Source organism: Azospirillum brasilense, from assembly GCF_003349955.1.
GTDB lineage: Bacteria > Pseudomonadota > Alphaproteobacteria > Azospirillales > Azospirillaceae > Azospirillum > Azospirillum brasilense_B.
This window is the reverse complement of the sequence record NZ_QLKQ01000006.1, coordinates 35,088-54,585: the sequence shown is the minus strand read 5'-3', so window position 1 is coordinate 54,585 and position 19,498 is coordinate 35,088. Positions and strand designations below refer to the sequence as shown.

At 68.9% G+C, this 19,498-nt stretch carries 19 protein-coding genes; 11 read left to right on the top strand and 8 right to left on the bottom strand.

The features are described from left to right. Positions 1 to 92: 92 nt before the first annotated feature. The 7 genes from DXK32_RS04255 (at position 93) to DXK32_RS04225 (ending at position 7,519) form a co-directional block, all read left to right on the top strand. Positions 93 to 392, top strand: coding sequence for a cupin domain-containing protein (locus tag DXK32_RS04255; RefSeq protein WP_114857401.1), 300 nt, complete (start codon positions 93 to 95; stop codon positions 390 to 392). A 26-nt stretch (positions 393 to 418) separates the two neighbouring features. After that, positions 419 to 838 (top strand): hypothetical protein, encoded by a 420-nt coding sequence (locus DXK32_RS04250; RefSeq protein WP_114857400.1) that lies wholly within the window; start codon positions 419 to 421, stop codon positions 836 to 838. A 213-nt stretch (positions 839 to 1,051) separates the two neighbouring features. After that, entirely contained in the window at positions 1,052 to 1,705 is a 654-nt protein-coding gene (locus tag DXK32_RS04245) for a metal-dependent hydrolase (RefSeq protein WP_114857399.1), read from the top strand. A 216-nt stretch (positions 1,706 to 1,921) separates the two neighbouring features. Beyond that, positions 1,922 to 3,535, top strand: coding sequence for a hypothetical protein (locus tag DXK32_RS04240; RefSeq protein ID WP_114857398.1), 1,614 nt, complete (start codon positions 1,922 to 1,924; stop codon positions 3,533 to 3,535). 179 nt (positions 3,536 to 3,714) lie between these two features. Further along, a complete protein-coding gene (locus DXK32_RS04235) occupies positions 3,715 to 4,251 on the top strand; it encodes a (2Fe-2S)-binding protein (protein ID WP_114857397.1) in 537 nt (178 codons plus the stop codon). Next, positions 4,248 to 5,246, top strand: a complete 999-nt coding sequence (locus tag DXK32_RS04230) for an FAD binding domain-containing protein (RefSeq protein ID WP_114857396.1) — start codon at positions 4,248 to 4,250, stop codon at positions 5,244 to 5,246. Before DXK32_RS04235 ends, DXK32_RS04230 begins: the two co-directional genes overlap by 4 nt. Continuing rightward, entirely contained in the window at positions 5,243 to 7,519 is a 2,277-nt protein-coding gene (locus DXK32_RS04225; RefSeq protein ID WP_114857395.1) for a xanthine dehydrogenase family protein molybdopterin-binding subunit, read from the top strand. The genes DXK32_RS04230 and DXK32_RS04225 overlap by 4 nt, the downstream gene beginning before the upstream one ends. Before the next feature lie 135 nt (positions 7,520 to 7,654). Here DXK32_RS04225 and ahpF read toward each other — a convergent pair whose 3' ends face one another. Both ahpF and ahpC read right to left on the bottom strand, forming a co-directional pair. After that, a complete protein-coding gene (gene ahpF, locus DXK32_RS04220; protein WP_114857394.1) occupies positions 7,655 to 9,235 on the bottom strand; it encodes an alkyl hydroperoxide reductase subunit F in 1,581 nt (526 codons plus the stop codon). Between the two features lie 231 nt (positions 9,236 to 9,466). Further along, positions 9,467 to 10,030: an alkyl hydroperoxide reductase subunit C gene (gene ahpC / locus DXK32_RS04215; RefSeq protein WP_114857393.1), complete on the bottom strand. Its 564-nt coding sequence runs from the start codon at positions 10,028 to 10,030 to the stop codon at positions 9,467 to 9,469. Between the two features lie 234 nt (positions 10,031 to 10,264). Between ahpC and DXK32_RS04210 the strand changes: the two genes are divergently transcribed. Continuing rightward, the gene (locus tag DXK32_RS04210; protein WP_114857392.1) at positions 10,265 to 11,221 is read left to right on the top strand and encodes a hydrogen peroxide-inducible genes activator; all 957 of its coding nucleotides are present in this window, start codon (positions 10,265 to 10,267) and stop codon (positions 11,219 to 11,221) included. A gap of 5 nt (positions 11,222 to 11,226) precedes the next feature. Here DXK32_RS04210 and DXK32_RS04205 read toward each other — a convergent pair whose 3' ends face one another. From DXK32_RS04205 to DXK32_RS04185, 5 genes are all read right to left on the bottom strand, one after another. Beyond that, the gene (locus tag DXK32_RS04205; RefSeq protein ID WP_114857391.1) at positions 11,227 to 11,838 is read right to left on the bottom strand and encodes a helix-turn-helix domain-containing protein; all 612 of its coding nucleotides are present in this window, start codon (positions 11,836 to 11,838) and stop codon (positions 11,227 to 11,229) included. 48 nt (positions 11,839 to 11,886) lie between these two features. Next, a complete protein-coding gene (locus DXK32_RS04200; RefSeq protein ID WP_114857390.1) occupies positions 11,887 to 12,903 on the bottom strand; it encodes a sulfate ABC transporter substrate-binding protein in 1,017 nt (338 codons plus the stop codon). Between the two features lie 193 nt (positions 12,904 to 13,096). Next, entirely contained in the window at positions 13,097 to 14,002 is a 906-nt protein-coding gene (locus DXK32_RS04195) for a prephenate/arogenate dehydrogenase family protein (RefSeq protein ID WP_114857389.1), read from the bottom strand. 164 nt (positions 14,003 to 14,166) lie between these two features. Further along, positions 14,167 to 15,261, bottom strand: coding sequence for a histidinol-phosphate transaminase (gene hisC / locus DXK32_RS04190; RefSeq protein WP_114857388.1), 1,095 nt, complete (start codon positions 15,259 to 15,261; stop codon positions 14,167 to 14,169). Positions 15,262 to 15,285: 24 nt separating this feature from the next. Further along, positions 15,286 to 16,197, bottom strand: a complete 912-nt coding sequence (locus DXK32_RS04185; RefSeq protein WP_114857387.1) for a chorismate mutase — start codon at positions 16,195 to 16,197, stop codon at positions 15,286 to 15,288. Positions 16,198 to 16,342: 145 nt separating this feature from the next. Here DXK32_RS04185 and metX point away from each other — a divergent pair, with 145 nt between their 5' ends. The 3 genes from metX to DXK32_RS04170 all read left to right on the top strand — a co-directional run bounded on the left by metX (position 16,343) and on the right by DXK32_RS04170 (position 18,872). Then, positions 16,343 to 17,554: a homoserine O-acetyltransferase MetX gene (gene metX / locus DXK32_RS04180; protein ID WP_247876970.1), complete on the top strand. Its 1,212-nt coding sequence runs from the start codon at positions 16,343 to 16,345 to the stop codon at positions 17,552 to 17,554. Continuing rightward, a complete protein-coding gene (gene metW, locus DXK32_RS04175) occupies positions 17,551 to 18,201 on the top strand; it encodes a methionine biosynthesis protein MetW (RefSeq protein ID WP_114857385.1) in 651 nt (216 codons plus the stop codon). The genes metX and metW overlap by 4 nt, the downstream gene beginning before the upstream one ends. Positions 18,202 to 18,299: 98 nt before the next feature. Continuing rightward, on the top strand, positions 18,300 to 18,872 hold the full coding sequence (locus tag DXK32_RS04170; protein WP_114857384.1) for a PRC-barrel domain-containing protein: 573 nt from the start codon (positions 18,300 to 18,302) through the stop codon (positions 18,870 to 18,872). Between the two features lie 18 nt (positions 18,873 to 18,890). On the opposite strand, the gene DXK32_RS04165 is transcribed toward DXK32_RS04170, so the two are convergent. Beyond that, positions 18,891 to 19,454, bottom strand: a complete 564-nt coding sequence (locus DXK32_RS04165) for an RBBP9/YdeN family alpha/beta hydrolase (RefSeq protein WP_114857383.1) — start codon at positions 19,452 to 19,454, stop codon at positions 18,891 to 18,893. Positions 19,455 to 19,498: the final 44 nt, after the last annotated feature.

Genomic DNA, 19,498 nt, shown 5'->3' with positions numbered 1-19,498 from the left:
AAGCTTCGGTCTGGGCGTGGGTCGGGCTTCGTGGTACACGAATTGTTCTTTTAAAAAGTTCCCAACGAGACGAGCAAGGAGGGCACCAGGAGATGAGCACCCGTCCACAGGCGGTTTCCACCCAGCATATCGAGAACGAGCGCACCCGCGTCACCGAATGGCGTCTGGTGCCGGGGGCGGAGACCGGCGCCCATGTGCACGGCTACGACTATGTGATCGTTCCGGTGACGGCCGGCGCCTTCACCATCGTCGATCCGGACGGCAACGCCCGCCAATTCCCGCTGGAGCCGGGCCGCTCCTATTTCCGCAAGGCCGGCGTCAGCCACAACGTCATCAACGACGGCGACAGCGACATCGTCTTCGTCGAGGTCGAATTCCTCCAGCCCGGCTGACCCCTCACGCCCGATCCGACTGACCGATGCACCGCGGCTCCACCATGTTCGACTATGGCCAGGACGGCGACGAGCCGCTCCCCGACGCCGTCATCCGCACCGGCGGGCCGCGGTCCGTCCAGCATTTGCTGCTCTCGCTGTCGCCGGAGAACCCGCTCTACCTCTACGCCGACGCGGCGGACGCCGGGGGCGGCGCCTATTACCGGGATTCCCGCGAGGTCTGGCAGTCTCTGGCCGACGGCGAGGGCCAGCGCTGGCGCTGGTTCGTCGGCAGCCAGGGCCGCGTCGTCGAGGCCGCCCCCGGCGACGTGCATGGCCTGCGCCGCGCCGCGCCGGTCGCCTTGACCATCACGTGGTACAGTCTGCCCGACCGCGAGAGCGTCGGACGTGTGCGCAACGCCCTGCGCGCCATCGGCGCCACCTGCAGCCGCGGCCCGGCGGGCTGAGGGCGTGCTTCCATCACGGACGCCTGTGAACGCATAGGGGCCATGTCGTTTCGGAATCCCTCTTGATCACGCTGGGGTTGTGCGGTCGCGACTTCTGTCCTAATGTTAGGAACCAGGAATCCGGGAGCATCCGACAGAGTGGCCGTCACCCAGGCACAGCCTTCGCGCGTTCAAACGCCCTGTGCCTCATCGTTCGTCCGGCGGTGACCGCCCATGATGGCCTCTTCCCACATGATCGTCGGCGGGGCGGCGTGGTTCTACGCCTCGGCGCGCTTCGGCCTGCCCTTCGACGTGGTGGCGTTCGGGGCGGCGGTGGTCGGGTCGCTGGCGCCGGACATCGACCATCCCAAATCGACGCTCGGCCAGTTGATGCGGCCCCTGTCGAACATCATCTCCGCCGTCTTCGGGCATCGCGGCGTCACCCACTCCACGCTGGCCATCGCGGGATGCTTCTGGGCTCTCCACGAGTATGCGGACTACTCGCATCTGATCCTGCCCTTCCTGATCGGCTACCTGACCCATCTGGCGGGCGACCTGCTGACCCCGGCGGGCCTGCCGCTGCTGTGGCCGATCAAGCGGCGGCGCAACTTCGCGCTGCCCATCCTGAAGACCGGCGGATTCTCGGAGCAGCTGGCGGTCACGCTGCTCGCCGGCTGGATGATCTCCGGCCTGTTTTCCGGCTCCGGACCGGGCCTGCCCTTCGACCGCCTGCCCTTCGAGACCTGGATGGCGATGGACCGCCCCTGGCGCTCCGCCGTCGTCGCGGCGCAAGGATTTCTTGGGGAGGAAGGGCGGGAACGCAGTGCGCCGCCCATCCCCGCGCGCAAGCCCGCCGAACCGGCGAAGACCCGCCCATTGAAAGGCTGAGTCACGAACGCCTGGATTGTGTTTTAAATGTAACGGTCAATGATTCATCTTTGCCTTCTGTTTCGTCAACCTTGTTGCATTTCGTCATAGAGACCGTGAAAATCTGTCTTCATCACCGCTTAGCGATTCGTTAGGCTTTTTAGGCATATTCTAACGACCATATCCAATCGATCTTAGATTGAATTTCCACACGCTTCGATGCGGACGGATCCGACCATGGCAAAGCTTCGGATGTCGAAAGAGACGCAGGCGGTCGACGGCGCTCCGCCCGACGCGGTGACGGCGATGCCGCTCCGACTCGCCCTGCCCGACCTGCCCGGCGGACGGGACGACAGCCTGAAGCGCGTGTCCGATGTCCTGGCCCCGCTGGACCACGGGCAGAAGCTGCAGCTCTACAAGATGATCCGCGACGGGTATCTGGAGGACATGGCCGAGCCGGTCGCCCAGATGCTGGTCACCATGCTGAACGGTCGGCGCTCCGAGCACGCGCGACGGGTCTGGACCGGCCTGTTCGACGCGCTGATCCTGCGCGACGATTCCCTGCTGACCAGCGGGGTCCGGCTGGCCGGCGCCCTGCATCTGGCGGACGTCAGCGCCTGGTGGTTCGCCTTGGCCCCCCGCATGGAGCCGGCGGTCGGCCGCGTCCAGGAGACGGTGGCCCGGCTCGCCAAGGACCAGCCGCTGAACGAGATTTTCGCCTCCGCCGAGGCGCAGGTCTGGGCCGACGAGCTGCGCCAGCGCAGCCTCGCCGTGCTGGCCCGCCTGCGCGCCACCCCGGCGGAGGCGACCGCCTTCCTGGCCGAGGTGTCGGGCTTCCGCGCGCAGATGTTGAAACGCCACGGCGTGCGCCAGCGCGAGGGCGTCGCCCGTGCGGAGCTGGAGCGGATGGACACCATCCTTCTGGCGGCCCCCGCCTGGGCGGACCAGCCCCTGCCGTCGCTGCTGCACGGCGACCCGGTGCGTCTGGCGCGGGAGATGGTGCGGCGCGGCGACTGCACGCGCGAAGGGGCGGCCATGTTCGCGGTGGCCGGCCTGCACCGGCGCGACGACGCGGCCCTGGCGATCCGCCTGTTCGAAGCCTTCCCCGTCGCCATCGCCAAGGACGCCATCATCGGCCGCCTGTTGGTCGCCGCGGAAGCGCTGAAGGCCACGCTGACCGGCAGCTTCCTCAGCAAGCCGGGCCTGCTGGTGGCGGACGCGGTGGACGACCGCGACCATCCCTCCGCCCAGCTCCAGCATTTCCTGGCCTGGTACGACGCCGTCCACGCGCTGGAGCTGGACACCACCGACCGCGAACGCGCCATGGTCCATCAGGCGTTCCGTGAGCTGAGCAACGCAGTGCACGACGACCTCGCCCCCGTCCTGGCGCGGCGGATCGAGGCGCTGACCATGCACAGCGTGCTCGATCCGCTGATGGAGCGCGTGCGCTTCGTCAACGAGTTCCAGGCACAGCTGGCGCGGCGCGGCATCGTGTCGTCGGGCAAGCCGTGGCGGGCCGAGGACGGCAACCACGTCGCGACGGTGTTCCGTCGTCTGTCCTCCACCGGCTCCGCGGAAGGGCTGCGGACGCTCGGCCAGCTCGCCGAGCTGGCGGACATGCTGAGCTACCCCATCGAGATCACCGCGCTCGACATCGCGCTGGCCGGGGTGATCGAGGCGGCGTTGCGGCAGCAGAAGACGTTCGGCGCTGCCGAAACCCGCCTGATCGACCGCGTCATCGCCGTGTCGAGCGACGAGCGCAAGCGCTGCCGTTGGTGGGTCGCCCCGGAGGTCGTCACCCTGCTGGACGCCGCGGAGAAATCCGGCATCGCCGGCACCGCGAAGAAGTAACGGCGGGCCGCCGAAACCCCACCGTCCAGCCTGTGCCGAGGACGCGGCATTCCCGTTCCCGGCTTGTTCATTTCGACAGCGGAACGGCGGTGCCAACCTCCTGTTGTCCGGACATGTGAAGTCGGCGCCGTCCTTCGTCGTGGCGGCGTCCGGCGCTCCCCCGCAGATCCGGAGTCTCCATGGCACAGCTCAACGCCAGCCTGCGCCCGGCCCCCGCGCCTCCCCCAGAACCGATTCCCGTCACGCTGAACGTCAACGGGGTGGAGCGGACGCTTCACCTCGCGCCATGGACGACGCTGCTGGACGCGCTGCGCCTGCACCTCGACCTGACCGGCACCAAGAAAGGCTGCGACCACGGCCAGTGCGGGGCCTGCACCGTGCTGGTGGACGGGCGGCGCATCAACGCCTGCCTGACGCTGGCGGCGATGCAGGACGGCCGCAAGGTCACCACCATCGAGGGGCTGACCACCGGCGACTCGCTCCACCCGCTCCAGGAAGCCTTCATCGAGCATGACGCTTTCCAGTGCGGCTATTGCACGCCAGGCCAGATCTGCTCCGCCGCCGGGCTGATCGCCGAGGGCAAGGCGACCACCGACGACGAGATCCGCGAGCTGATGAGCGGCAACCTCTGCCGCTGCGGGGCCTATCCCAACATCGTCGCCGCCATCCGCCAAGCCATGGCCATCGCCGGCCCGAAGGCGGAGGGCGCGCCATGAGATCCTTCACCTACGCCCGCGCCGGCAGCGCGGCGGACGCGGTCGGACGGGCCGGCGCCACGGGGATGGCCTTCGTCGCCGGGGGGACCAACCTGCTCGACCTGATGAAGGCCGACGTGCTGCGGCCGGAAGGGCTGGTCGACATCTCGCGTTTGCCGCTGGACCGCATCGAAGAGACGGCGGACGGCGGCCTGCGGCTGGGCGCGCTGGCCCGCAACGCCGACACCGCCTACGACGACCGCGTGCAGACCCGCTACCCCATGCTGTCCATGGCGATCCTCGCCGGCGCCTCGGCGCAGCTCCGCAACATGGCGACCAACGGCGGCAACCTGCTGCAGCGGACCCGTTGTTACTACTTCTACGACACGGCCACCCCCTGCAACAAACGGGAGCCGGGGTCGGGCTGCGGCGCGATCGGCGGGGTGAACCGCATCCACGCCATCCTGGGCGCCAGCGACCGGTGCATCGCCGTCCACCCCTCCGACCTCTGCGTCGCCCTGGCCGCCCTTGACGCGGTGGTCCAGGTGACCGGTCCGGAGGGTGAGCGCAGCATCCCCTTCGCCGAGTTCCACCGCCTGCCCGGCGACCGGCCGGAGATCGACACGACCTTGCAGCCGGGCGACCTCGTGACATCCATCGACCTGCCGGCGAAGGGATTCGCCGAGCATTCCACCTATCTGAAGATCCGTGACCGCGCCTCCTACGCCTTCGCGCTGGTGTCGGTCGCGGCGGGGCTGGAAATGGACGGCGGCACCGTCCGCGAGGCCCGTCTGGCGCTGGGCGGGGTCGCTCACAAGCCCTGGCGCGACCCGGAGGCCGAGGCCGCTCTCGTCGGGAAGCCGGCCACACCCGACAGTTTCCGCGCCGCCGCGCGTGTTCTGCTGCGCGACGCCAAGGGGCACGAGCACAACAGCTTCAAGATCGACCTCGCCGAGCGCGCCATCGTCCGCGCCCTGACCGACGCCGCCGAGCGCAAGGGAGCGCCCCGCCCATGATCGCCATTCCCAGCATCCCCGGTTTCCTGAAAGAGCCCAACGGCCCCATCGGCAAGCCCGTCAACCGGGTGGACGGGCGCAAGAAGGTGACCGGCGACGCCCATTACGCCGCCGAGTTCACCCTGCCGGACCTCGCTCACGGCTTCATCGTCTCCAGCGCCATCGCGCGCGGGCGGATCACCCGCATCGACACGGCGGCGGCGCTCGCCCTGCCCGGCGTCATCCACGTCTTCACCCATGAGAACCGGCCGAGCCTCGCCTGGTTCGACCGCAAATGGAAGGACGACGACGCGCCCAAGGGAGCGCCCTTCCGCCCGCTCTACGACGCGGAAATCCACCACGCGCTCCAGCCGGTGGCGCTGGTGATCGCCGAGAGTTTCGAGCTGGCCCGCTACGCCGCCCGCCTCGTCCACATCGAGTATGAGGCGGCCCCCCACCAGACCGACCTGCGCGCGAACCGGGCGAACAGCTTCACCCCCGGCAAGGACAAGGGCGGCTTCCAGCCCCCGCCGAAGCCGCGCGGCAACCCGGAGCAGGCCTTCCTCGACTCGCCCGTCCAGGTGGATTCGGAGTTCACCCAGGCCGCGGAATACCACAACCCGATGGAGATGCACGCCACCACCGTCCTGCACCACGACGACGGCACGCTGACCGTCCATGACAAGACCCAGGGCGCACAGAACTGCCACACCTACGTCTGCAACGTCTTCGGCTTGGCCAAATCCGCGGTGCGGGTGATGTCTCCCTTCGTCGGCGGCGCCTTCGGCTCCGGATTGCGGCCGCAGCATCAGCTTTTCATGGCCATGCTGGCGGCGACGCAGTTGAAACGCTCCGTCCGGGTGGAGCTGTCGCGCCCGCAGATGTTCAGCTTCGGCCACCGGCCCGAAACCATCCAGCGGGTGGCCCTGGGCGCCGACCGCGACGGCACGCTGCGCGCGCTGATCCATGAGGCGGTTCAGGAAAGCTCCCAACACGAAAACTATGTGGAAGTGGTCGTCAACTGGTCGGGCCAGCAATACGCCTGCGACAACGTCCGGCTGGACTACACGCTGACGCGGCTGGACGTGCACACGCCGCTGGACCAGCGCGCGCCGGGGGCAGCGACCGGCGTCCCGGCTCTGGAAATCGCCATGGACGAGCTGGCCGTCAAGCTCGGCATGGACCCGCTGGAGCTTCGCCTGAAGAACTACGCGGAGACCGATCCGAACACCGGAAACCCCTTCTCCAGCAAGGAACTGCGCGCCTGCTTCCGGCACGGGGCGGAGCGGTTCGGCTGGGCGCGGCGCAACCCCGCGCCGCGCTCCATGCGCGAGGGCCGCGAGCTGATCGGCTGGGGCATGGCGGCGGGCGTCTGGGACGCCATGCAGGGGCAGGCCGCCGCCAAGGCGGTGCTGGGCGTCGACGGCAAGCTGGTGGTGTCCAGCGCCACCGCGGACATCGGCACCGGCACCTACACCGTCATGACGCAGATCGCGGCCGACGGGTTGGGCCTGCCGGTCGAGGAGGTGACCTTCTGCCTGGGCGATTCCTCGCTTCCCACCGCCCCCATCGAGGGCGGGTCCTGGACCGTCTCCACCGTCGGGTCGGCGGTGAAGGCGGTGTGCGACCGGGTGCGCTCACAGCTGGTCACGTTGGCCGGGAAGCTGGACGACAGCCCGCTGAAGGGCGTGGCGGAGGAGGACATTCTCTTCGCCGACGGCCATCTGATCGTCCGGGACGACCGGTCGCGGCGGCTGTCCATCACCGACGTGATGCGCGGCTCCGGCACCCTCTCCATCGAGGAGGAGGCGCGCGCCCTGCCCTATCTGCTGGCGCGGGCGCGGCACACCTTCGCCACCCATTCCGCCGTCTTCGTGGAGGTGCGGGTGGACGAGGATCTCGGCACCATCCGGGTGGCCCGCGTGGTCAGCGCCATCGCCGCCGGGCGCATCATCAACCCCAAGACGGCGCGCAGCCAGATTCAGGGCGCCGTGGTCTGGGGCATCGGCATGGGTCTGGAGGAGGAGGCCTTCACCGACCACCGGCTGGGCCGGGTGATGAACCACGACTACGCGGAGTACCATGTTCCGGTGAACGCCGACGTGCCGGAGATCGACGTGCTGTTCGTCGAGGAGCACGACGACATGGTCAACGCGCTGGGCGCCAAGGGGGTCGGCGAGATCGGCATCGTCGGCGTTCCCGCCGCCATCGCCAACGCCATCCATCACGCGACCGGCGTGCGCGTGCGCGATTTCCCGATCACCCTGGACAAGGTGCTGGCGGGGTTGCGCTGATAAGGGAAAGTGGTCGCGTCGGGCCCCCACCCAAACCCTCCCCCGCTTTGCAGGGGAGGGCTTTTCTCCTCCCCCTGCGAAGCGGGGGGAGGTCGGGAGGGGGGCGCGTCGCGCCCCCCCCAGCCATCGTCCCCCTTACGCCGCCGCGACGGCCTCGACCGGCGCCATGCGGATCAGGTAGTCGAAGGCCGACAGGGCGGCCTTCGAGCCTTCGCCCATGGCGATGACGATCTGCTTGTAGGGCACCGTCGTCGCGTCGCCCGCCGCGAACACGCCGGGTACGGAGGTCTGGCCACGGGCGTCCACCTCGATCTCGCCGCGCGGGCTCAGCGCCACCGCGCCCTTCAGCCACTCGGTGTTGGGGACGAGGCCGATCTGCACGAAGATGCCTTCCAGATCGATGCGGTGCACCTCGCCGGTGTTGCGGTTCTTGTAGCTGAGGCCGGTCACCTTGATGCCGTCGCCATGCACCTCGGTCGTCAGGCCCGAGGTGATGACGCGCACGTTGGGCAGGCTGCGCAGCTTGCGCTGGAGCACCTCGTCGGCGCGGAGCTGGCTGTCGAACTCGATCAGCGTCACCTCGGCGACGATGCCGGCCAGATCGATGGCCGCCTCGACGCCGGAGTTGCCGCCGCCGATGACCGCCACGCGCTTGCCCTTGAACAGCGGACCGTCGCAGTGCGGGCAGTAGGCCACGCCCTTGTTGCGGTACTCGTCCTCGCCGGGGACGCCCATCTGGCGCCAGCGGGCGCCGGTGGACAGGATTACCGTCTTCGACTTCAGCGAGGCGCCGTTGGCGAGCTGAACCTCGATCAGGCCGCCCGGACCCTCGGCGGGGATCAGCTTCTCCGCCCGCTGCAGGTTCATCACGTCGACCTCATACTCCTTGACGTGCTGCTCCAGCGCGGCGGCCAGCTTCGGCCCCTCGGTGTGGGAGACGGAGATGAAGTTCTCGATGGCCATGGTGTCGAGCACCTGACCGCCGAAGCGCTCCGCCGCGACACCGGTGCGGATGCCCTTGCGGGCCGCGTAGATCGCCGCCGCGGCGCCGGCCGGGCCACCACCGATCACCAGAACGTCGAAGGCGTCCTTGGCCTTGATCTTCTCAGCGTCGCGCTGCGCGGCGCCGGTGTCGATCTTGGCGAGAATCTGCTCCAGCCCCATGCGGCCCTGGCCGAACGGCTCGCCGTTCAGGAAGATCGACGGGACGGCCATGATCTTGCGCGAGTCGACCTCCTGCTGGAACAGCGCGCCGTCGATGGCGACATGCTTGATCCGCGGGTTCAGGACGCTCATCAGGTTCAGGGCCTGCACCACGTCGGGGCAGTTCTGGCAGGAGAGCGAGAAGTAGGTCTCGAAGCGGTACTCACCCTCCAGCGCCTTCACCTGCTCGATGACCTCCGCCGACTCCTTGGAGGGGTGGCCGCCGACCTGCAGCAGGGCGAGGATGAGGGAATTGAATTCATGGCCCATCGGCAGGCCGGCGAAGCGGACGCCGACATCGGAGCCGGTGCGCTTGATCGCGAAGGACGGCTTGCGCGCGTCGTCGTCGGTGCGGACGAAGGTGATCTTGTCCGACAGGGACGCGATGTCCTGCAGCAGAGCCTGCATGTCCTGCGACTTGGCGCCGTCGTCCAGGGAGGCGGCCAGTTCGATGGGCTGCGTGATCTTGTCGAAATAGGCCTTGAGCTGGCCTTTGACGTTGCTATCCAACACGGCGAGGGCTCCCGAAAGTGGTTTTTCGAAGCGAGCCCGGTGGCGCCAGGGCGGGTCCGGGCAGCAGAGTGTCTTTGAACAGACTTTTTTTGAACGGATGAAGGCCACTCGTGATCCGGGCCCGGAATCGATCCGGGCCCGAAGCCGTGGCGCCGCGGCCAGCGTGGCCGCGGCCGAACCGTCCGGCCGCGGTTGCGGCCGGCGGTTCCCAGAGGATCAAGCCGGGGAGGCTTAGATCTTGCCGACGAGGTCGAGCGACGGGGCGAGCGTCTTCTCACCCTCTTCCCACTTGGCCGGGCAGACCTCGCCCGGGTGCGAGGCGACGTACTGGGCGGCCTTCACCTTGCGGAGCAGCTCGCGGGCGTCGCGGCCGATGCCGCCGGCGGTGATCTCGACGATCTGGATCTTGCCGTCCGGGTCGACGACGAAGGTGCCGCGATCGGCGAGGCCCTTCTCCTCGATCAGGATCTCGAAGTTGCGGCAGATCGTGCCGGTCGGGTCGCCGACCATGGTGTAGGCGATCTTGCCGATGGCCGGCGAGGTGTCGTGCCAGGCCTTGTGGCAGAAATGCGTGTCGGTCGAAACGCTGTAGATCTCAACGCCGAGCTTCTGGAACTCGCTGTAGTTATCGGCCAGGTCTTCCAGCTCGGTCGGGCACACGAAGGTGAAGTCCGCCGGGTAGAAGAAGACGACCGACCACTTGCCCTTCAGGTCGGCGTCGCTGACGTCGATGAACTTGCCGCCCTTGAAAGCGGTCGCCTTGAACGGCTTAATCTCGGTGTTGATCAAGGACATGATATCTCCATCAGTCTGAATGATTGGAGCAAGCGTCACTCCGGTGTCCTGCCCGCTTGGCGCCGTCTCCCCGATGGTGTCCCATCCGGGCTACCGGTGCCGCGGCATCCCTGCCGGAAGTCTGCTCCCCCCTCGTTGGTCGCTTGACACCAGGGAAGTTAGGGGCAATGGGTCAGCGATGGAAGCGAAAAATACCAATCGCTTTGATCGATAAAACCGATTATTGTGCGGTGCATGAAGCCCCTCCCCACATTGCGTCAGCTCCACTACCTCGTCGCCGTCGTCGATCGCTGCCATTTCGGCAAGGCGGCCGAGGCGTGCCTCGTCAGCCAGTCCACGCTCAGCGCCGGCATCCAGGAATTGGAGAATCTGCTGGGCGCACCGCTGCTGGAACGCACGCGGCGCACCGTCCTGCCGACCCCCCTGGGCCGGGAGATCGCCGACCGCGCCCGCACCGTCCTGAAGGGGGCGGAGGAGCTGGTGGACATGGCCCGCTCGGTGGAGGACCCGATGTCCGGACCGCTCCATCTGGGCGTGATCCCGACCATCGGCCCCTTTCTGATTCCCCGCGTGATGCCGGCCCTGCGCGACAGCTTTCCCAAGCTGAAGCTGTTCCTGCGCGAGGACCAGACAGCGCGTCTGCTCGACCGGCTGGAATCGGGGGAGCTGGACGCGGCCATCCTGGCCCTGCCCTATCCGTCCGGCGACGTGGAATCGATCGACATCGCCGAAGACCGCTTTTCCGTGGTCTGCACGCCCGAGCACCGGTTGAGCGACGTCACAGCGCCCCGCCCGTCCGACGTGGCGCTGGAGGATCTGCTGCTGCTGGAGGATGGGCACTGCCTGCGCGACCACGCGCTGGCCGCCTGCTCCATGGAGGGGGCGCGGCAAAGCGCCGCGTTCCAGGGCACCAGCCTGCACACGCTGGTTCAGATGGTCGCCAACGGGCTGGGGGTGACGCTGCTGCCGCAGATGGCGCTCGACTCGGGGATTCTGCGCGGTTTGGATGTGGTGGTCCGCCCGCTGGGCGGGGAGCGGCCGTTCCGCCGGATCGGGCTGGTCTGGCGTCGCACCTCCGGCCGCAAAGAGACCTTCCGGCAGCTCGCCGCCGCCCTGAAGACGGAGATGTCCCGCGACAGCGGTCCGCAGGCCCCCGCCAACGGCGACGCCAGCGTGCGGACCGCCGCCTGATCGGGCTACAGCACGTAGGTCATCACCAGATACAGCAGCGCCTCGCCGTCGCCGGCGTTGCGGTAGGCGTGGGGGGCGTCCGCGTCGAACTGGATGGTGTCGCCCTCCTCCAGCCGGTGGGTGCCGTCGCCGGTCTCGATCTCGACCACGCCGCGTCCGACCAGGATGTTCTCCACGGTGCCGATGGTGTGGGCGTCGGCCCGCTCGTCGGTGCCGGGAGCGAGGCGCAGCTCGTAGAACTCGACCTGCCGCTCGCCGTGGAAGGGAAACAGCGCCCGCGAGCTGAACCGCCCGTCGCGCGAGGCCAGTGGCCGGCTGTCCGCCCGCCGGATCACCGTGGTTCCGCCGCTGCCCCCGCTGCTGAGCAGGCTGGAGAAGGGCACGTCGAGCGCGCGGGCGATGGTCCACAGGAAATCGATGTTGGACGGGCCCCGCCCCGCCTCGACCGCCGTCAGCTCCGCCCGGCTGTTGCCCGACAGCTTGGCGAGCGCATCCACGGACAACCCCTGGCGGAGCCGGAAATTGCGGATGTTCTCGGCGATCACGCCGGTCAGCGGGTTGGCGTCGCCGTCCGCGGTCCGGGAGTCCGCGCTCCGGGGGGTCGATGTCGTGCTCATGGTGTCTGGCCCTCCCGTTCTGTTGAATCCGTGCTCAATTCCTGGGGGTCAGCGGGGCGCCGACTGGATCTGGTCGAACAGGGCGCCCTCTGCGAAGTGGGTCGCATGGGCCTTGCGCCAGCCGCCGAAGACGTCGTCCACCGTCACCAGCGCGACCGGCGAGAAGCGCCCGGCGTATTGCCGCGCCAGCTCGGGATGGCGGGGCCGGTAGAAATTCCGCGCGGCGATCTCCTGCCCCTCGCGGGTGTAGAGATACTGCACATAGGCCTCGGCCACCTTGCGGGTGCCCTTGCGGTCGACCACGCTGTCCACCACGGCCACCGGCGGCTCGGTGAGGATGGACAGGGACGGCACGACGATCTCGAACTGGTCGGCGCCGAACTCCCGAAGCGACAGGAAGGCCTCGTTCTCCCAGGCCAGCAGAACGTCGCCGACGCCCTTGCGGGTGAAGGTCAGCGCGGCCCCGCGTGCGCCGCTGTCCAGCACCGGGACATGCCGGTACAGCTCGGCGATGAACTCCTTGGCCTTGGCCTCGTCGTTGCCGTTGGCCTTCAGCGCGTAGGCCCAGGCGGCGAGGTAGTTCCAGCGCGCCCCGCCCGAGGTTTTCGGGTTGGGCGTGACCACCTCGACGCCTGGCTTCACCAGATCGTCCCAGTCCTTGATCCCCTTCGGGTTGCCCTTGCGGACCAGGAACACGATGGTCGAGGTGTAGGGGGAGCTGTTGTTCGGCAGGCGCGTCCGCCAGTCCTTGGCGATCAGCCCGGCGTCGGCAATCGCATCCACGTCGTAGCCCAGAGCCAGCGTCACCACATCGGCGTCCAGCCCGTCGATGACCGAGCGCGCCTGCGCGCCCGAGCCGCCGTGCGACTGGTGGATGACCACGGTTTCCCCCGACGCGTCCGCCCAGGTGCGGGCGAAGGCCGGGTTGAACTCCTCGTACAGTTCCCGAGTCGGGTCGTAGGAGACGTTCAGGATCGTGCTGCGGCTCGCGGCGCTGGCGGTCGCCAGGGCGGCCAAGGTCACCAGCCCGACGGCGATGAGGCTCTGGCTGAAGCGCGACGGCATGAACGGTGTTCCCCAGGCTGACAGTCGATGGCGTGGCGCCGGGGATTATTGAACACGGACGATCCCTATCAGGCAAGTCGTCTTTTACGGTCTTGTGTGTAATTCACATATGCTCAATTCACATTTATCAAAATTTATATGTGAAAATAGGGGATCGGAAGGCGCCGCCAGCCGAACGGCGCAACCGGACCGGTCAGGCCTGCTTGGCGTCGATGATGCCGCGGCGGATGGCCCGGGTCTTGGTGAAATGGTCCTGCAACTGCTCCCCCTCGCCCCAGCGGATGGCGCGCTGGAGGGCGGTCAGGTCCTCGGTGAAGCGCTGGAGGATTTCCAGGACCGCTTCCCGGTTGTTCAGGAACACGTCGCGCCACATCACCGGATCGCTGGCGGCGATGCGGGTGAAGTCGCGGAAACCGCCGGCGGAGAACTTGATGACCTCGGACTTGGTGTCGTCCTCCAGGTCGGACGCCGTGCCGACGATGGTGTAGGCGATCAGGTGCGGCAGGTGCGAGGTGATGGCCAGCACGCGGTCATGATGGTTGGCGTCCATCAGTTCCACGGTGGACCCGATGCGGCGCCACATCGTCACCACCTTGTCCACCGCGCCCTCGTTGGCGCCGGGCGGCGGGGTGACGATGCACCAACGGCCCTGGAACAGGGTGGCGAAGCCGGCCTCCGGCCCCGAATGCTCGGTGCCCGCCACCGGGTGGCCGGGGATCAGATGCACGCCGTCCGGAATGTGCGGTCCGACGTCGCGCAGCACCGCCTGCTTCACCGAGCCGACGTCCGTCACGATCATGCCCGGGCGCAGCAGCGGCCCAAGCTGCTCCCCCACCTCGGCGAAGGCGCCGACGGGAGTCGCCAGGACCACCACGTCGGCACCCTCCAGCGCGTCCGCCAGATCGGTGGTGGCGCGTTCGACGATGCCCAGCTCCATCGCCTTGGCGCAATGCTCCGGGCTGCGGTCCGCGCAGACGACCTGACGCGCCACCCCGTAATGCGTGAGCGCCCGCGCCAGGGACGAACCGATCAGACCCACGCCGACGATGGCGACGCGGTCGAACAGGGGGGCGGCCAGGGGGATGGCGGTCTCGGTCATGGTCTCAAGGCACCGGCTGCGGATGGGTTGCAGAACGCCCCGCTATAAAGCACCAAGGCGCTCTGTGACCAAGGGAAAGTTTGCCCGGCCTGACGCTCGCAACGCCCCAAACGAAAAGGCCGGGCGCAAGGCCCGGCCTGTTTCCGTTCGATCCGACGGCCTTGTTACGCCGCCAGGAAGTCCTTCAGCGCCCGCACCACCTCGCGCATTTCGGCCTCCGTGCCGATGGTGACGCGCAGGCAGCTCGGCAGGCCGTAGGCGGGCATCTGGCGGACCAGGATGCCGCGGCCCTTCAGGAACAGGCGCGCCGCCTCGGCGTCGTCCTTGCCGGCGGTTTGGCCGGCGAAATCGACCAGGACGAAGTTCGTCACGCTGGGATGGGTCTTCAGCCCCAGCCCGTGGACCTGCTGGACGAACCACTCCCGCCATTCGATGTTGTGGCTGCGCGAGCGCTCCAGGAATTCGGTGTCCTCCAGCGCCGCCACCCCGGCGATCTGCGCCGCGGAGGAGACGTTGAAGGGACCGCGCACGCGGTTCAGCACGTCGGCGATCCCCGCCGGGCAATAGGCCCAGCCGAGCCGGACCGAGCCCAGCGCGAAGATCTTCGAGAAGGTGCGGGTCATCACCACGTTGGGGAAGCGGTCGACCAGCTCCTGTCCCGCCGAATAGTCGTTGTGGTTCATATACTCGGCGTAGGCCGCGTCGATGACCAGAATGGCGTTCTCCGGCAGGCCGGCGTGCAGGCGGGCCATCTCGTCGGCGGTGATGTAGGTGCCGGTCGGGTTGTTCGGGTTGGCGACGAAGACCAGCCGGGTGCGCGGCGTGACGTGGGCCAGCAGGGAATCCACGTCGGTGGTCAGGTTCGTCTCCGGCGCCTGGACCGGCGTGGCGCCGACCGACTTGGCGCCGATCGGGTACATCAGGAAGCCGTGCTGCGAATACAGCACCTCGTCCCCCGGCCCGGCATAGGCGCGGATCAGCAGGGCGATCAGCTCATCCGACCCGGCGCCGCAGACGACGCGGTCGGCGTCCAGGCCGAAGCGCTCCGCGATGGCCTTGCGCAGCTTGGCGGAGCCGCCGTCCGGGTAGCGGTGCAGCTCGCCCGCGGCGGCCTTGTAGGCCTCCACGGCGCGCGGGCTCGGGCCGAGCGCGCCTTCGTTGGAGGCGAGGCGGATGTGCCCCGCATGCTCGCCGCCGACATAGGGGGCGATGTCGAGAATCCCCGGGCGGGGCGCCGGGCCGTTGTTCGGCTGGGTCATGTCAGGTCTCAGACCTTGCGGGCATTATTGGAAAGACGAGGTGGAGAAATGAAGCGGGACGGCGTAGCCGCCCACGATGTTGATCCGCACCGGGATCTCGCCCAGCCGGCCGGCGAAGGCGGCCAGACGCGGGTCGGTGTGGTCGACGAAGTCGGCGACTTCGACCAGATGGATCGACGGGCCGGACGGGTCGCGGGCGTGCCAGGTGCAGAAATAGGTCGGGGCGAGGCCGCTCGTCTCCAGATGGTCCTTGAGCCGGCCGCGGCTGAGGTCATGGCCCAGTTCGATCCCCAGCAGGGTGCGGTCGTCGCCGGTCGGCTCGTGCGGGACCAGCGCGATGGCCAGCGCGTCGCGGTCCTCGCCGCGGGCGTTGCCGCGCCCGGCGAAGGGCAGCCGGGCCACCACGCGCGGCGTGCGCGCGTCGGACGACACCAGGAAGCGCCACCAGGGGTCCGCGTCGTCCTCCGCCGGGTAGGGAACGACGCCGACGGTGGCCGTGCCCTCCGACACCGCGCGGATGGCCGCGGCGGGGGAGTTGACGGCGGTCATCGGAACGACGCTGCCGAAATGGTCGCGGGCCACGTCCCAGAATCCGCGGCGGTCCTCCGGCGCGTAGACCGCGACGGCGAAGGGGCCCTGGAGCCGGGTGAAGGCGGTGATCATCTCCCGCCACATGCGGGTGACGGCCATCGCCGGGAAGGAGCCGGCGTGGCGCGCCATCAGGCGGCGCAGGATGACCGCCTCGCGCGCCGGGCGCAGGTAGATCGGGGTCTGGGGATTCCCGCTGACCTGACCTTCCGCGGCCTCGATCTGGCCTTTGACGACGCCGACGCGCTCCACGACCGCGGCGCGGCGCATCAGCAGGTCGTGGATCGTATCGTCGATGTGATCGATCTCGCGGCGCAGATCGTCGAGCGGGGACTTGGGCGGAGGCATGGGGCGGGAAACCGTCAAATCCAGGGCGAATCCAAAGCCGGATAGTAGTAGTCCGCAAGCGACGCGAAATCAAAGAAAACGTTGACACTCCCAACCGACGATCCGTAGCTATACCGTCCCGTTTTCCGGAGGCCACCGACCCGTCATGTCCGCGCCGAACCCCGCTGCCGCCGTGTCTGCCGCCGTGCCTGCCGAGCCCGCGACGATGCCCGGCCACCGGGTCACGCTCGGGGTGGAGCGGCCCATGCGGCTGGACAGCGGGGCGGAGCTGGGTCACTTCGAGGTCGCCTACCAGACCTACGGCGCGCTGAACGCGGACCGGTCGAACGCCATCCTGATCTGCCACGCCCTGACCGGCGACCATTACGTGCTCGACCGCCACCCGGTGACCGGCAAGCCCGGCTGGTGGGAGATGCTGGTCGGTCCGGGCAAGCCGGTCGACACCGACCGCTACTTCGTCATCTGCTCCAACGTCATCGGCGGCTGCATGGGCTCCACCGGCCCGAAGGAGACCGATCCGGCGACCGGCAAGCCCTACGGCCTCGGCTTCCCCGTCATCACCATCGGCGACATGGTGCGCGCGCAGAAGCTGCTGGTGGAGCATCTCGGGATCCAGCAGCTCTTCTGTGTGATCGGTGGCTCCATGGGCGGCATGCAGGTCCTGCAATGGGCCGTCGCCTATCCCGAATCGGTCTTCGCCGCGGTGCCGATCGCCACGGCGGCCCGCCATTCCGCGCAGAACATCGCCTTCCACGAGGTGGGCCGGCAGGCGATCATGGCCGATCCGGACTGGGCCGGCGGCAACTACCTGCTGGAGGGCACCCGCCCCCACCGCGGGCTGGCGGTGGCGCGCATGGCCGCGCACATCACCTACCTGTCGGAGCCGGCGCTGCACCGCAAGTTCGGCCGCAACCTGCAGAACCGCCAGACCGTCACCTACGGCTTCGACGCCGACTTCCAGGTGGAGAGCTATCTGCGCCACCAGGGCATCACCTTCGTCGAGCGGTTCGACGCCAACTCCTACCTCTACATCACGCGGGCGATGGACTATTTCGACCTCGCCGCGGATTACGGGGGCGGCACCCTGTCCAACGCCTTCCGCAAGGACGGCAAGGGCACGCCGGTGCGCTTCTGCCTCGCCAGCTTCTCCAGCGACTGGCTGTTCCCGACCTCCGAATCGCGGGCCATCGTGCACGCTCTGAACGCGGTGGCGGCCAACGTCAGCTTCGTGGAGATCCGCACCGACAAGGGCCACGACTCATTCCTGCTCGACGAGCCGGAATTCCATCAGGTGATCCGCGGCTTCCTGGAGGGCTGCGCCGAACACCGGGGTCTGACTCGGGTGTCCTGGCCATGAGCCCCCTCGACGGGAATCAAGCCGCCGACCGCAGCGCTTCCGGCAACGGCATCCGCACCGACCTGAAGCTGATCGCGGAGATGGTGGAGCCGGGCAGCCGCGTGCTCGACGTCGGCTGCGGCGACGGCGCCCTGCTCGCCTTCCTGTCCCGCCGGAAGGGGGTGGACGGGCGCGGGATCGAGCTGTCGATGGACGGCGTGCACCAGTGCGTGGCGCAGGGCCTGCCGGTCATCCAGGGCGACGCCGAAACCGACCTGAAGGACTACCCGCCGGGGGCCTTCGATTACGTGATCCTCAGCCAGACCCTCCAGGCGATGCGCGAGCCGCGGACGGTGCTGGAGACGATGACCCGCATCGGGCGGCGGGCCATCGTGTCGGTGCCGAATTTCGGCTATTGGCGCATCCGCGCGCAGCTTCTGCTGACCGGACGCATGCCGGTGACGGAGAAGCTGGGCTACCAGTGGTGGGAAACGCCCAACATCCACTTCTGCACGATCAAGGACTTCGTCGCGCTGGCCGGGGAGATGGGCCTCCGCATCGAGCGCTGCCTGATCGTGAACGGCGCCGGCCGGGTCACCGGCCACGCCCATTCCGGGCTCGCCAACCTGCTGGGCGAGCAGGGCGTCTTCATGCTCCGCCGGGACTGACCATAAGGCCGCCGGTTCCCGGCGATGCAACCCCTGCCCCGCTGGCGCTGTTGATACCCAAAGTCCGTTCAACAACAGACCAGCGAGAGCCACGCACCATGCGCCTCGTCCCCACGTCCGTCCTCGCCGCATCGGCCGCCGCCCTGCTGCTGTCCGCCGCCGCGGCGTCGGCGCAGACTCCGCAGGCGTCACCGGACGCCACCCGTCCCCCGCTGATGACGGCGCCGCGCCCGGACGACACCCCGGCCACTCCGCCCGCCGCCTCGCAGGAAGGGCTGGGCGGCGACGCGCCTTCCGACGAGATGAAGCGTGCGGCTCCCTCCGTCGCCGCGATCCCGCATCTGCTGACACCGGAGGAGGCGCGGACCCTGATCGGCCGGGAGGTGCGGACCCGTGACGGCCAGCCCGGCGGCTCCATCAAGGATTTCACGCTGGACGGCAGCGCCGCCGCGATCGAGCGGATCGTTCTGGCCCCCGCCGAGGGCAGCGGGGCGGACGGAAAGCTGCGCTCCCTGCCGGTCAGCATGCTGCGCACCGACATCGCGGGGGCCGCCCCCGGCGGCGATGGCGCGACGCCGCCGACGCTGGACCTGCCGGCCGCCGAACTCGCGCGGGCGCCGGAATTCACCTATGGCGAGGGCGTGAAGACGGTGACCGGCCAGCCGCGGTGACGGTTCGGAAGTGACCGATCAGGCGCCGCTCTCCACCGCGCGCAGCAGGTCGAGCACGAGCCGCTCCCCGTCCGGCCAGGGGCCGTAGCCGGCGGCGGTGTTGATGTGGCCGAGGTCGCCGCCGTCGATGAAGTCGGCGCCCCACCCCACAGCGAATCCGCAGGAGCGCGCGACCGGGGCGTAGGCATCGTTGCGGCTGGCCAGCACCACCGTGCGGAAGGGCAGCGGATCGGTGGGCACCGGAGCGAAGCCGTGGACCTCCGGCGGCGTATGCGCCGCCGATTCGACGTCGGGCGGAGCGACCAGCAGGGCGGCGGCGACCTTGCCGACCGAAGACCCCTCGCGCACTCCCCAATGGGCCACCGCCATGCAGCCCAGGCTGTGGGCGACCAGCACCACCGGAGCGGCGGCGGCGGCCACGGCACCCTCCAGGGACCGCACCCAGTCTTCCAGGGCCGGCGCGTCCCAGTCGGCCTGTTCGACCCGCGTGAAGGATGGGTGGCGACGTTGCAACCAGCTTTGCCAATGCTCCGGACCGGAATTCCCGAGTCCGGGCACGATGAGAACGCTCGCCTTGGCCATGGGGTCCGATCCGCTGCGGTGGCCGGGAAGGTTACAAAGCGCAA